Origin of the sequence: Clostridium sp. CM74B_53 (assembly GCF_036318045.1) — a bacterium.
Classification (GTDB): Bacteria; Bacillota; Clostridia; order Lachnospirales; family Lachnospiraceae; genus Pilosibacter.
The window spans coordinates 51,292-67,372 of sequence record NZ_JAWQDE010000014.1 but is presented as its reverse complement, the minus strand read 5'-3'; the positions used below and the strand labels follow the sequence as shown (position 1 = coordinate 67,372).

General features: G+C 45.7%; 13 protein-coding genes. 10 read left to right on the top strand and 3 right to left on the bottom strand.

Annotated elements, in window-relative coordinates; translation table 11 throughout:
- Positions 1–521 precede the first annotated feature (521 nt).
- The 4 genes from V2546_RS12035 to V2546_RS12020 all read left to right on the top strand — a co-directional run bounded on the left by V2546_RS12035 (position 522) and on the right by V2546_RS12020 (position 5,544).
- Entirely contained in the window at positions 522–971 is a 450-nt protein-coding gene (locus tag V2546_RS12035; RefSeq protein ID WP_117553222.1) for an Hsp20/alpha crystallin family protein, read from the top strand.
- A gap of 467 nt (positions 972–1,438) precedes the next feature.
- Positions 1,439–2,689 (top strand): RNA-guided endonuclease InsQ/TnpB family protein, encoded by a 1,251-nt coding sequence (locus tag V2546_RS12030; protein ID WP_117553223.1) that lies wholly within the window; start codon positions 1,439–1,441, stop codon positions 2,687–2,689.
- 155 nt (positions 2,690–2,844) lie between these two features.
- Positions 2,845–4,359, top strand: a complete 1,515-nt coding sequence (locus tag V2546_RS12025; RefSeq protein WP_329752433.1) for a hypothetical protein — start codon at positions 2,845–2,847, stop codon at positions 4,357–4,359.
- Positions 4,360–4,473: 114 nt separating this feature from the next.
- Positions 4,474–5,544 carry a U32 family peptidase gene (locus V2546_RS12020; RefSeq protein WP_329752431.1) on the top strand — a complete coding sequence of 357 codons (1,071 nt, stop codon included), beginning with the start codon at positions 4,474–4,476 and terminating at the stop codon, positions 5,542–5,544.
- Positions 5,545–5,578: 34 nt separating this feature from the next.
- On the opposite strand, the gene V2546_RS12015 is transcribed toward V2546_RS12020, so the two are convergent.
- From V2546_RS12015 to V2546_RS12005, 3 genes are all read right to left on the bottom strand, one after another.
- Positions 5,579–6,613, bottom strand: coding sequence for an alcohol dehydrogenase (locus tag V2546_RS12015; RefSeq protein WP_329752430.1), 1,035 nt, complete (start codon positions 6,611–6,613; stop codon positions 5,579–5,581).
- A 282-nt stretch (positions 6,614–6,895) separates the two neighbouring features.
- Positions 6,896–7,474 (bottom strand): cytidylate kinase-like family protein, encoded by a 579-nt coding sequence (locus V2546_RS12010; RefSeq protein ID WP_329752429.1) that lies wholly within the window; start codon positions 7,472–7,474, stop codon positions 6,896–6,898.
- Between the two features lie 5 nt (positions 7,475–7,479).
- Positions 7,480–8,877: an MATE family efflux transporter gene (locus V2546_RS12005; protein ID WP_329752427.1), complete on the bottom strand. Its 1,398-nt coding sequence runs from the start codon at positions 8,875–8,877 to the stop codon at positions 7,480–7,482.
- Positions 8,878–9,360: 483 nt separating this feature from the next.
- On the opposite strand from V2546_RS12005, the gene V2546_RS12000 reads away from it, so the two are divergent.
- The 6 genes from V2546_RS12000 to V2546_RS11975 are packed head-to-tail and all read left to right on the top strand — an operon-like array spanning position 9,361 to position 16,061.
- Complete coding sequence (locus tag V2546_RS12000) at positions 9,361–10,491, top strand: M20 family metallopeptidase (RefSeq protein ID WP_329752426.1); 1,131 nt, start codon at positions 9,361–9,363, stop codon at positions 10,489–10,491.
- Positions 10,492–10,511: 20 nt separating this feature from the next.
- Positions 10,512–11,465 (top strand): ABC transporter permease, encoded by a 954-nt coding sequence (locus tag V2546_RS11995; RefSeq protein WP_117515481.1) that lies wholly within the window; start codon positions 10,512–10,514, stop codon positions 11,463–11,465.
- 14 nt (positions 11,466–11,479) lie between these two features.
- Positions 11,480–12,331 carry an ABC transporter permease gene (locus V2546_RS11990; RefSeq protein WP_015555137.1) on the top strand — a complete coding sequence of 284 codons (852 nt, stop codon included), beginning with the start codon at positions 11,480–11,482 and terminating at the stop codon, positions 12,329–12,331.
- Between the two features lie 36 nt (positions 12,332–12,367).
- Positions 12,368–14,020, top strand: coding sequence for an ABC transporter substrate-binding protein (locus tag V2546_RS11985; protein WP_329752425.1), 1,653 nt, complete (start codon positions 12,368–12,370; stop codon positions 14,018–14,020).
- Between the two features lie 59 nt (positions 14,021–14,079).
- Entirely contained in the window at positions 14,080–15,087 is a 1,008-nt protein-coding gene (locus tag V2546_RS11980; RefSeq protein ID WP_117515484.1) for an ABC transporter ATP-binding protein, read from the top strand.
- Entirely contained in the window at positions 15,087–16,061 is a 975-nt protein-coding gene (locus V2546_RS11975) for an ABC transporter ATP-binding protein (RefSeq protein ID WP_177968701.1), read from the top strand. The genes V2546_RS11980 and V2546_RS11975 overlap by 1 nt, the downstream gene beginning before the upstream one ends.
- Positions 16,062–16,081: the final 20 nt, after the last annotated feature.

The following is a 16,081-nucleotide window of genomic DNA, read 5'->3' as shown; positions in this document are numbered from 1 at the left end:
GCTGACAAATATCCGGAATAAACAATATCTGTCAGATTGTGGGGGTAACTGTTAGAGGATAGAATAAACTATCCAGAGGCGTTACGGTTGATAGTAAAGATTTGTCATCAAAATGGATAACATATCAATATTATAGGCGTTTGGAAAAATAATTCAAGATGTTCTTAATTTATGTCCTTTAAATTTTCCTGCCATTGCACATCACATTGTGCTACTGCAGAAAACCAATGCATGTATGATCATGATTATGCACGAGGAGTGTGAGAGAAATAAGAAGATGCCAGATAGTTTCTAACTGTCCCAGCGGATTTTGAAAATAAGGAATATTTGAGCAGGAAAAAAAGTTCACAATTAATTCACAAAAAATTAGCACTCACCTATTGACAGTGCTAATCATATGTGCTATAGTACATACAGAACAAAGGAAGAGAGAAAGAAATCAAAGGGATGCAAAAAGTCCTGGAGATTTTCAGAATCTCCCAGACAATAGATTTCAGATATTCTGATTGGAGGAATGATTTATGTATATGCCGAGTATTTTTGGAGAGAGTTTATTTGATGATATGTTCCCGTTTGATGACAGCTTCTTTACTTCTAAGAAGAATCCGCTGTATGGAAAGAATGCTTCGAGAGTTATGAAAACTGATATCAAGGAGAATGAAGGTTCCTATGAACTGGACATCGATCTTCCGGGATTCAAGAAAGATGAGATCACTGCAGAATTGAAGGATGGTTATCTGACCGTCAGCGCTGCTAAGGGTCTTGATAAGGATGAGGAAGATAAGAAAGGTCATTATATCCGTCAGGAGCGTTATTCCGGAGCAATGAGCAGAACCTTCTATGTTGGCGAAGATGTAAAGCAGGAAGATATCAAGGCTAAATTTGAAAATGGTATCTTAAGCCTGTCCGTTCCGAAACCGGTTGAGCAGAAGAAGGTTGAAACTTCTAAGCGTATTGCGATCGAAGGTTAAGGAAGCGCGGCAGACAGTGAAAGCTGCCTGCGGTGTTTGGTATCAATGAAAATAACCTGTAGCTGAAAAGGACCGTTGCCTTTACAGAGAGATCTGTGGGGCAGCGGTCCTTTTTTTTGTAACAGGAAATTCATAGGAAGTTCCTGTTACATAAAAAGGCACTGACGTGCCCCAAATGCGCACTCGCGCGAAGATGCAGATTGTCGCAAGCGCCTGCGCGTGGCGCGAGAATGTGCCAAGGCACATTCTTTTATATAAAAGGTACAGCTGCACGTTATTGGTTTATCATAAAATCGGCAGAATACCCCCATTCCTCGTAGGTGGCGGGATGAATGCCACTATAACGATACACAGACAGATGTAAAACGGTAAGCAATTACAATTCTTTCTCTTCCCTTTTGTGAAACCATGTGCTATAATTAATACAGAACATATGTTCTGCACCAATTAGGAAAGGAGGAACCGTTTTGTATTTGACCGTATGCCAGCAGCTAAAGCATCTGTCCAAAGATGAATTCCTCATTCTACGGGAATTATGCCGCACAGCCAAAAACCTGACCAACCAGGCCATCTACCAGGTACGGCAGCATTACTTTGAACATAGCCGGTATCTTCCATATGAGAAAAACTACGCCATCTTAAAGACTTCCGAAAACTATCGGCTGCTGAATTCCAACATGGCCCAGCAGATCCTTAAGGAAGTGGATGGATCTTTTAAGTCTTTCTTCGGTCTGTTGAAACTGGCAAAGCAGGGGAAGTATCCGTTTTCATCCTGCAGGCTGCCCAAATACCTTCCAAAAGACGGCTACGCAACCCTGATCGTCGGGTTTGTAAGACTGAATGGGAACCGGTTTGTCCTTCCGTACTCAGCAGCGTATAAGAAGCATCATAAACCGGTCACCATTACCATCCCGCCGGTCCTGGCAGATAAAACCATTAAGGAGATCCGTATCATCCCAAAAGCAGACGCCAGGTTCTTTGAGATCCAGTACACCTATCAGGTGGAAGCGGCTCAGAGAAATCTGAATCCAACCCATGCACTGGCGATCGACTTCGGGATCGACAATCTCATGACGGCCGTTTCCAACAGAGGGGAAAGCTTCCTCATCGATGGGAAACGCTTAAAATCCATCAACCAGTGGTTCAACAAGCGGAACACCTGCCTGCAGAGCGTCAAAGACAAGCAGCACTACGGAAAGAAAACAACCAGACGTCAGGCCGTTTTGCAGAGGAAGAGAAACAACCAGGTCCGTGACTACATGGGTAAAGCAGCGAAACAGGTGGTCACCTACTGCATCCGGAACGATATCGGAACCCTGATCGTGGGCTACAATACCACATTCCAGCGCTCCTCAGATCTTGGCAGGCAGATGAACCAGGTCTTTGTGGGAATTCCGTTCGGGATACTCCGCAGGAAACTGAAATATCTGTGTGAAATGAATGGGATCCGCTACGTGGAACAGGAGGAAAGCTATACTTCCATGGCATCCTTCTGGGATCTGGATGAAATGCCCGTATATGGAGAAGCAGGACTTGTGCCACCGGTCTTTTCCGGCCGCCGGATCTGCCGTGGCCTGTATCAGGACCGCTCTGGAAGGCGGATCAACGCTGATGTCAATGGTGCTTTAAATATCATGCGTAAATGTAACATTGTGAGCCTAAGGGCTCTATATGATAGAGGCGATGTGGATACGCCTGTAAGAATAAGGATCGCCTGAGAGCGGGCGGAAACTCAAAGATCAAACTTCTTAAACGGGAGTCCAAGGATTCCCCAGAAGCCCCCACTTCAAATTTCTTCAAAATTAAGTGGTGGGTAATTCACGAGCGGCGTGAGCTATGATGCTGCAAAAAGATTTGAATTGAGGAACGAAAAGTGTCAGGGAAGAGAGAAATAAACGGAGTTTTTATGATCCCGTTCGGACTTGTGGCGGGATTTGCAGACGGGCAGGAGATCCGGATCACGGAGCTTGCGAAACAAGGATTTTGTTTTCGGACATTGGATGAGATCCGCGAAGTAAAGGGATTCCGGATCTGTTTTTATGATGGTTTCAACGGGATGAAGACGGGAGACCAGGAGAAGAAAAGCAGGGATCCGTATACGGAAGTTGAGATTCGTTCTTTTGAGATGGAAGTGCGTGTGGAAGATGGACCGGGGATTCCGGTATATGAGTATTCGGTGTTTGTGGAGCAGGAGAAATACCGGGAATGCGCTGGAAAACTGATCCTTTGGTATGATAGATTTGTGCGGCTGAAGCTGGAGTGCGAGGACGGGGAGCTTGCAATGGCGCTTACCGGGTATCCGGCAAAAAAGGATGAACAGTTTGCGGAGAGCTTCATTGAACAGAAAAAAGAGTGGTTCGGTGAAGGAGAAGACAGGGCGAGGCTGGAAACGCGAATCGAAAATCAGTCAGGTATAAGGGAAAATTGCATCGCAGCAGGAGATTTTGAACTCAAAGAATACAAAGAACATAAAGAATACAAAGAATATAAAGAGCAGGAACGGAAGAATATCGAAGTTGCTGTGGAATTGGACCGTCCGGAGCTTTATGAGCGATATTTATCCATGAAATTCCGCGATTTTATGGACTGGTACTGGAACGTGAATGGAGCTAAAGAGCTGGGAAAACGAATGCCGGTTCCAGAGTGGATTTATGTGGGAAATGCCTTCTGCCATCTGCTGTTTCCTGAAAAACGGCAGTTGTTTGAGATCTTTAAAAAGGCAGAGTCGGAAGGTCTGGCTGTGACAGTTACATTTTCATATCTGCGGGAATTTATGCAGAAACCGGTGGAAAACCTGTTGGATGAGCTGGAAGAATGGTGCAGAAACCGGGAGACATTTCTGGAGATCGCGGCAAACGACTGGGGCCTGCTGGAGCTTTTGAGAGAGCGGAAGGAATGGAAGGAAGAAAAAGAAGCTTTTGTGCCCTGTATGGGGACCCTGTTAAATAAAAGAAAAAAGGATCCACGGATGGGATACAAGCAGGGAGAGACAGGATATTTCCGGGAGAACAGCCTGAATGCGGAATTTTACCGGACGTATCTGAGGGACACGTTCGGGATCCGGCGGTACGAGTGGGAGTCCTGCGGATACAGGCAGGAATTTCCGGAAGGAAAGAACAGCATCCACGTTCCGTTTTATCAGACGAACACCTCCCAGTATTGCACGCTGTATGCTGTGTGTAAAAATGGAGAGCGGGGAAAGCAGGAACTGCCGGAATCGTGTCCGGGATATTGCAGAGAGAAAGTCTTTCTGTATCCGAAGCATTTGAAGATGGTGGGGCGGTATAATTCGCTCTTTGCGCTGGATGGGAGTTCAGTTTCCGGAATGGCGGATACAGAAGGTTGGAAAGAGAAAAGAATTGATAGAATTGTAGTAAATTTGCTGTAACTAATATGCAATTAAAAATAGCAGATAGTCAGAATTGTACTTGTGAAAAAAGAAACGAAATGTGGCAGGTGCGAACTTTCAGAAGTTGAGAAGCTGAGTTTAAGGAGAAATACAATGAAGATCACGGCGGGACTTGGATCCATCGATGAATATGTGCGGTACGTCGAGGCCGGGGCAGATGAGTTTTTCTGCGGATACGTACCTTATGAATGGAATAAAAAATACGGGACGGTGCTGCCGCTAAACCGCCGCGAGGTTCTTGGCCTCAACGTGCAGATCGGGGCGGAGAGTGAGCTGAGGATTCTGGCGGCGCTGGTGAGAAAATATGGGAAGCCGGTACATCTGACGTTTAACTCTCTTTATTATACGCCTAAGCAGTATCCGGAAATCGCGGATCTCCTTCGCAGGTGTATGGAGCTTGGATTCTCAAGCTTTATTATTGCGGATCCGGCACTGCTGATCTACCTGAAAAATAATGGGATCCGCTGTGAGATCCATCTGAGTGGGGAGACGGCAGAGGTAAACAGCCGGATGATAGATGCATTTGACCGCTTGGATGTCAGTCGGCTTATCTTTCACAGGAAGAACAGCTTCGCGGACATGGAGTCGGTGATCCGGCATGAGAGGGAAAAGGGCAGCAGGGGTGTATATGAATTTGAGGCATTTGCGTTAAACGAGCTCTGCCAGTTTTCGGGAGCGTTCTGTAATTCCCTGCACTGCGATGAGATGGGGCATCTCTGCCGGGTCCCGTATAAGATAGGAAAAGTTAAAGGAAATAGAGAGAAAAAAGAAGAAGGTTCAGAAACGGAGAAGCTGGTCTCACGGACGGAGAACACAGTGAAGGATGCGAATGATGAACGAAGCGCAGATAAACCGAACGAAGAGTATGAGGAACGAAGATATGATTCCGACAGCTATCTCTGCGGTGAGACAGGATGTGGGCTCTGCGCACTGTATCGGCTGCGAAAGGCCGGAATCACCCATTTAAAGCTTGTGGGGCGTGGAAATTATGTAGATTTTATGGAAAAGGATATCCGGAACCTGAAGACAGCTCTGGATATCCTTGAGCATGTGGATACGGAAGAGGAATATATCAGGGATATGAAGCGAATGTTGTTTCCGTATGGATGCAGCGGACTGTGTTATTATAGAGAAACGGAATCGGTTGCCGGGAAGACAATTTAAATACAGTGTCCAGGAACCGGGATTGGGAACCGTATTAACACTCGATGGCTACCTTGATCACACCGTCCATCTTATTTTCAAAGAGTGTGTATGCTTCTTCGATCCTGTCTAACGGGTATGTATGTGTGATAAGTGGTTCCGTATTCAGTCTGCCCTCTGCGATCAGCCGCAGTATTTCCTCACAATTGCAGCCGTCTACACCGCCGGTCTTGAACGTGAGGTTCTTGCCGTACATATCCGGCAGCGGCAGTGTCTGAGCCTTGTCATAAAGAGCAACGACCGTCACGACCGCATTTGGTCTTGCACATTCCCATGCAAGGCGAAACGTGGATTCGGCTCCTGCGACTTCGAGAACGACATCTGCTCCGCCATGGTCACTGTTGTCACGAACATAATCTGCACAAGCTTCGGGTGATACGGTAAGGATTTCCGGATAGTGCTCATGGATAAAGCGGATACGGCCTTCGTCTCTTTCACAGACAATGATACGCTTCGGGTTCTTCAGCATGACACAGAGCAGCGTACAGATGCCCGTAGGTCCGGCTCCGATGATCAATACCGTATCCTCCTCTTTGATCTCAGAAATACGAGCTGCCCAGAAACCGGTGGCAAGAACATCTCCGACCAGCAAAGCCTGACGGTCTGTAACATGATCCGGGATTTTATTTAACCCCTGATCTGCAAACGGTACACGAACATATTCTGCCTGTCCGCCATCGATCCGGCATCCGAGAGCCCAGCCGCCATTCTGATCGGTGCAGTTGTTTACATAACCATGCCTGCAGAAAAAACATTCTCCGCAGAAGGTTTCCACGTTTACCGTGACTCTGTCACCGGGCTTCACATTCGTTACGGTGCTGCCGATATCTTCAACAATACCGACCATTTCATGTCCGACAGTTATACCCGGCACTGCGCGGGGGACACTTCCGTGTTTAATGTGCAGGTCACTTGAGCAAATGCTGGCAAGTGTTACCTTTACAATGGCATCTCGCTCATCCATAAGAACTGGCTTCGGTTTTTCCATTAATTCAAATTTTCCCTTGGAAACATAAGTATACGTCTGCATTTTTTATCCATCACTTTCTTTTTTATTGATTCTTTTATCTCAGGTAACAGCAAATTTGTCTCGGTGGGAGTCAGGTCTCCGACTTGAATCATATCTTTGGTGGACCCAGGGTCAAAAGCATTCCTCCGGGCAAGCCTGCGTCGGACTTCGGACCGCATAATCTTAGTATTATATTATAGCACTTATCTGCGCGGATAGATACAAAATTCCCTTTCCGGATCCGGAAAGGGAATTTTATATCCTGATTCTTATTTGTGATGAAATGCAGCATGGAGGATCTGTCTAATATAAAGAAGCAATGATGTTTACACACTGATCGATTCCGAGCACACCGCTGTTGAGTGTCAGATGATAATTCTGTGCATATCCCCATTTCATGTCGGTATAGAACCGGTGATATGCGGCACGGCGTTTATCCTTGTCGCGCAAGCGTTCCTCCGGGGACTGTTCCCGTTCTCCATAAACCTCGACGATGCGCCGGGCACGGAAATCCATATCTGCGTGGATAAAGACCTTCAGGCAGTCGGCCTTATCCTGTAAAATGTAATCAGCACAGCGTCCAACAATTACACAGGGGCCTTTTTGTGCAAGCTCCGTGATGACCTTATATTGATGCTCCCACAGAATATCTTCATTTGTGGGGCCAAATAAGCGGTTTGAAAATGCAGATGAGAGGAAACTGCCGGGCGTATATTCACCGGCTTCCTTTACATATTCCGGTGTAAAACCGGTTTCTTTTACCATTTCCTGAATGATCTCTGCATCATAGCAGGGGATGCCCAGCTGTTCTGCCACTTTTTTTCCGATGGTGCGTCCGCCGCTGCCAAATTCACGGCTGATCGTAATCACTCTGTTTTTCATACGTCTTATGCTCCTTTCACATTTAATTCATGATATGTTTTTATGATAATCACTGCTGAGATGATAGAGGTCAGAATATCTGAAACCGGCATGGAATACAGAACACCGTCCAGACCGAAGAAAACCGGAAGGAGCAATGCGAAGCCGACTCCGAATACTACCTCACGGAACATGGAAAGCATGGTAGATGTCAATGCCTTGCCCACGGCCTGTAAAAAGATGAAACATGCCTTGTTGACACACGCGAAGATCATCATGCAAAGATAGGTACGGAATGCCTTAACAGCAAAATCGGTATAGTAGCTGCTCTCATTGGAAGCGCCGAAAATAGCGATAAGCTGATGCGGGAATCCTTCCGCCAGTATGAGCGCGACTGCACCTACCAAAGCTTCGGAAATAAGCAGCCGGGTAAACAGCTCCCTCACACGCATGGTCTTTTCTGCACCCATGTTATAGCCGACGATCGGAATACAGCCGGCTGCCATGCCGACTACGATAGAAATGACGATCTGGAAAAATTTCATTACGATCCCGACGACTGCCATGGGGATCTGTGCGTACTGCTCTTGTGAGAACACAGCGTCCAATGCACCGTATTTACGGAGCATATTGTTGATCGCTGCCATTGCGGCCACGAGGCTGATCTGAGAGAGAAAGCTGGTAATACCAAGGGTGAGCATCCGTCCGAATATATTGGGAGAAAGTGCATAGTCACCGGCTTCCGGCTTGATGATCCGCATGTGCACCAGATACCAGACAGCGAGAATTGCCGTCACCACCTGACCAATCACTGTGGCTACAGCTGCACCCATCATGCCCCACTGAAGGCCGAAAATGAAAATCGGGTCAAGAATGATGTTGATAACAGCGCCTGCCAGTGTGGAAATCATGGCAAATTTCGGGTTCCCGTCTGCACGGATAATGGGATTCATAGCCTGACCGAACATATAAAACGGAATCCCAAGAGTAATATAGAAGAAATATTCCTGTGAATGCCGGTAAGTTTCCTCATTGACCGTACCGCCGAACATGGCGATGATGCTGTTTGCAAAGATCAGATATACGGCGGTCAGGATAAGACTTCCTACAATGATCAAAACCACCGCATTGCCGACACTGCGCTTTGCCCGGGCTGTTTCATTCCGTCCAAGCGCCATGCTGACAAAGGCACAGCAGCCGTCACCGACCATAACAGCAATAGCCAGTGCAACAACCGTCAGCGGAAAAACAACGGTATTAGCTGCGTTTCCGTAAGAGCCGAGGTAGCTGGCGTTTGCAATAAAGATCTGATCAACAATATTGTATAATGCACCTACTAACAATGAGATGATACAGGGAACTGCATACTGACGCATCAGCTTATCAATACGCTCTGTTCCCAAAAACTGATTTCCAATTTCCATAATGATCTCCTTTTTCTTAAAAAAATAAGAAATGCGTAAGCTCCTTTAAATCCGGACTTACGCATTTCTGCAACACGATCTGTCTATAAAATTGTTCTTTATCGTTCACTTCCCACCTCCTTTCAATTTAAATCGAACACCCGTGAGACTTGGCGCTTGATTCTGGTATTCCTATCAGAATCACTGCGCATCCTTGCGGAGCATTTATCTCGGTCGGAGACCTAACTCCCACGGAGATAAAAAAAGTGTGGCGCTTCTGCAACTGGATTTACGCAGAAACGCCACACGATGTAGCATTATTATAGCAAAAACGGAAAAAAATGTAAAGCAGTGGATTTTGATTGAACATAATATACAAAGTTAAATTATAATACGATATATAATGATACATATTGACAAATGGTTATAATATGATATATAATGAATATCAGATGAGAGATGTGAATTTTGAAATAGATTTTGAAGGCGAAAGGGAGGGGAAACATGAATCTGGAATTGTACTTGGAACAGATGAAAGAGCTGGTCAACATTGACAGCGGCTCTGGAAATGTAGCCGGAATCAACCGGGTGGCAGATAAATTGGCTGGCTGGTATCAGGAGATCGGCTGGAACGTAGAACGAATTCCTGCCGATGGAGGTCGTCAGGTTCTTCTTATTACAAATCATGTATCCGAACATTATGATGCGATGTATATCGGTCATATGGATACGGTATTTCCGGACGGGACGGCAGAGAAAAGACCATTTCGAATCGAAGGAGAAAATTACTACGGTCCGGGTGTTGGTGATATGAAAAACGGTGATCTTGCAATGTTTCATATCGCGGCAAATTTACCGGAAACTGAGAAGAAATGCCTGAATATCGCAATGGTCTATAATCCGGATGAAGAGATCGGGTCGATCTACTCAAAAGAGATCACAGATCGAATCGGATGTAAAGCAGATCACATTTTTGTCATGGAATCTGCCGGAAAAAATGGAACCCGCCATTGCTTTGCGAGAAAAGGTTCCCTGACGTATGATATTGAGTTTCAAGGTCAGGCGGCCCATGCGGGCTTTATGTTTGAAGTAGAAAATGCGTCTGCGGTTCTTGAGATGGGACATTACATTGTAGAATTAATGAGTCTGGCGGACAGAGAAAAAGATACGACGGTAAATGTCGGGATCGCAAATGGCGGTACAGCCAGAAATGTAGTTGCAGATCATGCAAAAATCAGTGCTGAAATGAGATTCAGGGATGACAGCGAAAGAATCCGCTTGAAAGAATATGTAAATAAAATAACAGAAGGACAACCGTTTGTTCCCGGAGTAAAAACAACGATCACAATGCAGAAGGAAACTCCGCCGTTTATAAAAACAGAGGAAGCGAAAAAGTATATCGAACGGGTCAGAAAAGTTGCTGAAGAACATGGGATTCCATTTGAGGAAAAAGACCGTGGAGGACTCTCTGACGCGAACCATCTTTCAAGATGCGGCAATGCGATCGTTATGGATGGAATGGGACCGCATGGAGCGAATGATCATAGTGAGAAAGAGTACGGATATATCGGATCCGTTGAACCATGTGTAAAGCTCCATCTGGCAATTCTAAACGATATGTTAAATAAACAATAAGCCGAAGGGAGAGAATCTGATTGATAAAATATGTTATAAAAAGACTTTTTTATGCAATACCGGTGTTTCTTGGAATTACATTTACGGTGTATTTGCTGATCAATCTTGCTCCCGGAGGACCGCTTTCAATTTTGGCTTCATCCGGAGAAATGTCACTCAGCGATCTGGAGGCGTTGAAAGCTTCACTGGGACTTGATAAGCCGGTTCTTGTCCGGTATTTTCTGTGGCTGGCAGACCTGCTGCATGGAAATCTTGGAACATCATACCGTACCTCCCAGACAGTCAGCATGATGATCGGACAGCGTATCATCCCATCATTACTGCTTACTGGAACCGGTATTATTGGTGCGATCATCATAGGAATTCCGCTTGGAGTGGTTTCAGCCTGTAAACCGAATTCGATATGGGATCATATCAGTACATTTGTTGCTTTTATCGGAGCATCTGTGCCAAACTTCTTTTTAAGTCTTCTTCTGATCTATGTATTGGCTGTAAAAATGAAATTGTTTCCGACGAGCGGCATGTATTCGGCAGGAACTGGTGGTGATTGGAAGGATCTTCTCTATCATTTGGCACTTCCGGCGTTCGTGTGTGGAATCCAGCCAATCGGAAATTATATCAAACAGACAAAATCGAGTGTTCTTGAGGTTTTGAATGAGGAGTACATAAAAACAGCAAGATCAAAAGGACTTAGAAATGTCGTCATTGTGATCAAACATGCATTTCGCAATTCACTGATTCCGATCGTTACAACCTTAAGCCTTTCTGTCCCGTTTCTGATCGGAGGAGCTGTTGTAACAGAACAGATATTTGCCTGGCCGGGGATCGGAAGCTTGATGATTACTGCGATCACAAGTCGTGATTATCCGGTGATCATGGGAGTCGCTGTTTTGATCTGTGTCGTTGTTCTCGTTGTAAATCTGATTCTGGATCTGATCTATGCTGCGTTGGATCCGCGAATTAAATTTAAATAGGAGGGCATCAGGGCATGAAAAAAATATTAAGTAATCAGGCAGTAAAAAAATTTATGCATAACCGGAAAGCTGTTTTAGGCCTTATCATTGTCTGCTTTCTTGTTTTGGCAGTCATCCTGATCCCGATATTCATGAAGCTCGACCCATATACGACTGACCGGGCGGTAGGATTCAACAAAGCCCCATGTTCCGGTCACCCTCTGGGCACGGATGATGTGGGAAGAGATCTGTTCGCAAGGCTTTTATATGGAGGAAGAATCTCACTGTTTGTCGGAATCATGTCTACGATCATTTCGGTTTTGATCGGAATTCCGTTAGGACTGATCGCCGGTTATTTCAGAGGAATTGCAGAAACTGTCATCATGCGTGTCGCAGATGCATTTATGTCATTCCCGACAATGGTCCTGATTCTTGTTCTCGTTGCGGTGTTCGGACCGTCGATCCTTACGGTCACGGTGGTGATCGGAGTCCTGGGCTGGACTGCAATAGCAAAGCTGATTTACGGCAATGTTTTATCGATCCGGGAACGTGAATATATTCAGGCAACAAAAGCGATCGGGATGAGTACTCCAAAGATTCTGCTTTCAGAGGTACTGCCAAATGCGATCCCTCCGGTATGGGCAAATATTTCATTCCGGGTAGCAGGCGCAATTTTAACAGAATCCTCGTTAAGCTTTCTCGGAATGGGTGTCCAGACACCACAGGCATCCTGGGGAAATATCATATTTGCAGCGCAGAATCTTCTTGTATTGACGGCACGTCCGTGGGTGTGGTTCCCACCGGGAATCTGCATCATTCTCGTTGTTGTAGGATTTAATTTTATCGGAGAAGGTGTACGAGATGCCCTTGATCCAAAAACAAAATAGGGCAGTATATATCAAAAAATTTAAAGGAGGATCATTATGAGATCAAGTAAAAAAATTGCAGCATGGATGCTTGCGGCAGCCATGGCAACAGGACTTCTCGCCGGCTGCGGAGGCAGCTCGGGAAATGAGACGACAGCGGCTGCATCTGCAGCGGAAGGAACAACAGCAGCGTCAACGGCGACGGATAAGACAGGAGATTATTCCGATAAGGTCATTACATACGGTTTGACAACTGCATGGGATACCGTTAATCCTTACGGATCTACCTCCGGATCGATCTATCAGAATCTGGTCTGCGACAAGCTGTATGACCGCCTTGCATTTATTGAGGAAGCAGGTTCCGGGGTATCACCGAGAGCGGCTAAATCATGGGAATCTGCTGATGATGGAAAAGCTGCAATCTTTCACTTAGATGAAAACGCAAAATGGCACGATGGTCAGCCGGTAACCGCAAAGGACTGGGTATTTACCGCACAGCTGATCACAAATCCGAAATTTGATTACGGACTCAGAAGTGAGTTCAACACATGGGCAGGAACCGATGAGAATGGTCTTGAAACGGCTGAAAAATCAGTCGGAGTTGAGGCTGTGGATGACTATACATTGAAGATTTCTTTTAAGAATGTTACTCCGGTCGAGGATTGGCTGATCCTTCATAACAAGTATTTCTATGTACTTCCGGAACATCTTCTTGGTGATATCGCACCTGAAAAAATGAAAGATGATGAGTTCTGGAAAGCACCGATCGGTTCCGGTCCCTGCACCTTTATCTCCGAGCTTTCCGGAAGCCAGCTGGAACTTGGATCCTTTGCGGATTATCAGCTTGGCGCACCGCAGTTTGGCAAACTGATCCTGAAAGTGATCGCTTCCACGAATACGATCACATCCATTGCAGCAGGAGAGATGGATGGATTTTATCAGCAGCCAACGACTGATGATGCACTTGCGGCAAAGGATATGGGACTTACGGTGACAGAATCAAGTGAACCGACCTTCGTAGGCGTATTCCTGATCAATAACCAGAATGTATCAGATAAGCGTATCCGTCAGGCAATGAGCTATGCAATCGATAAGGATCTTCTGATCGAGCAGAATCTGCAGGGAAAAGGCATTGTACCGGCAACCTGTGTGATCCCGGGATCGGAATATGATTGCGGACTCACCTGGTCCAGAGATGTAGATAAGGCGAAAGAGCTTCTCGCAGAGGCCGGATGGGATTCATCAAGAACACTTAAAATGGCAGTAACCTCCGCAAGAGAGAGTATGGCAGCAATCATTCAGCAGAATCTTGCAGAGGCGGGAATTACGATCGATGTTCAGACAGTTGAGCTTGCAACGATGTTCTCAGGACTTCAGGATGGCACTTATGATCTTGGAATTTGCGGCTCAACAGCAATGTCCTATCCGCTCTGGATGTCCGGATATTATGACAATAAGAATGCGACATACTGCCAGATCACAGATACCGCATACGCAGAGCTTCAGGATAAGATCGCTGCTGAAACAGACGAAGCAAAGAAAAAAGAACTGGTAAACGAATATCAGCAGCTTCTTTGGGATGAGATGCCGTTAGTAATGCTCTATAACGGATATACTTTCGGAGTTCAGTCGGAGAGATTCCAGGGATATAACGCATTTGAAGGCGGAGTCAATAACCAGGCTGTCTGGAAATGGTCTGTAAAAGAATGATCAGAAAACGGTGACAGGATTGTCACAAATTTAGAAGGATGATGACAGGAGGGGAGCAGATGGATGAACATTTGCTGGAAGTTAAAAATCTGAAGGTTTCCTTTAAAGTAGGAAAAAAGAAGCTGACAGCAGTGGATAATGTTACTTTTTCACTGGACCGGGGAAAGGTGATCGGGATTGTTGGAGAGTCAGGATGCGGAAAAAGCGTCACGGCCACTTCGATTATGCGTCTGGTATCTCCTTCTGTCTGCGAAATTGATGAAAACAGCCAGATCCTGTTTGAAGGGGAAGATCTGTCAAAGGCATCAGAAGCCAGAATGAGAAAGGTGCGGGGAAATGAGATCTCCATGATCTTTCAGGAACCGATGTCGTCTCTGAATCCGGTATACAGGATCGGAGATCAGATGTTAGAGATGATCAGGACCCATCATCGTGAGATACCAAAAAAGGAAGCATTAAAACAGTGTATTGAAATGCTTGCCAGAGTGGGGATTCCTTCTCCGGAGCAGCGGATCAGGGAATTTCCACATCAGATGTCCGGTGGCATGAGACAGAGGGTAATGATTGCAATGGCATTGCTCTGCCAGCCAAAGCTTTTGATCGCAGATGAACCGACAACGGCCCTGGATGTGACGATTCAGGCCCAGATCCTCAGAATTTTAAAGAAGCTTGCGGAGGAGTCAGACACATCGGTGATTTTGATCACACATGATATGGGTGTGGTGGCAGAAATGGCAGATCATGTCATGGTCATGTATGCAGGAAAATCAGTGGAATATGGAACCGCAGAAGATATCTTTGATCATCCGATGCATCCATACACGGTGGGATTGCTGAAATCAATTCCAAAGCTTGGAAGTGGTCAGGAAGATCATCTGTTTACGATCGAGGGAACGGTTCCGGGGTTGGATGAGATGCCGGCCGGATGCAGATTTTCTACGCGATGTCCATATGCAACGGAGCAGTGCAAAAAAGAAGACCCGGGAATGCAGGGAGAAGCAGGACATTTTGTACGATGCTTCCGGTTTATGGATCCCGAGATACAGGATAGCAGGGAGGTGGAATAATGGAGACCCCTTTATTGGAAATCCGGGATGTAAAAAAATATTTTCCGGTAAAAAAAGTACATGGAAAGGAAATTACAGTAAAAGCGGTGGATTCCATTAACCTGAAGATCAATCAGGGAGAAATCGTAGGCCTTGTAGGCGAATCGGGCTGTGGAAAATCAACGTTAGGAAAGTCCATTTTAAAGCTTCATGAGATAACTGGAGGACAGATCCTGTTCCATGGAGAAGATATTACAAATTATAACGAACGCCAGATGCGTCCGCTGAGGGAAAAAATTCAGATTATTTTTCAGGATCCGTATGCGTCCTTAAATCCAAAGAAAAAAATTGTTCAATCCGTTATGGCACCGCTGGATGTGGCGGGAAAATATACGAAAGAAGAAAAACTGGAAAAGGTCAGGAAGATCCTGCGGGAGGTCGGTCTCAGTGATAAATATCTTGAAAAATATCCGCATGAAATGTCTGGCGGACAGAGACAGAGAGTCGTGATCGCAAGAGCCCTGATCAACGATCCGGAACTTGTCATTTGTGATGAGCCGGTATCGGCGCTGGATGTGTCAGTTCGATCACAGGTGCTGAATCTGTTAAAGGACCTTCATAAAGAAAGAAATTTAACGTACATTTTCATTTCTCATGACTTGAGCGTAGTGGAGTATCTTTGCGACAAGGTGGCGGTCATGTATTTGGGGCGAATCATGGAATATGCAGGAAAGAGGGAGCTCTATGGGAAACCTCTTCACCCGTATACAAAAGCATTGCTGTCAGCAATTCCGGTTCCGGATATCCACGCGAAGCGGGATGAGGTGATTCTTCAGGGAGAATTGCCGAGTCCGTTAAATCCGCCGACAGGATGTCTGTTCAGTACAAGATGTCCGATGGCAACAGACCAATGCAGACAAAGTCGTCCGGAATTAACAGAGATCACGGGAGACGATGGAACAAAGAGAAGCGTTGCCTGCTTTCTGTATCAGTAAACATTGTAAAAATATAACAT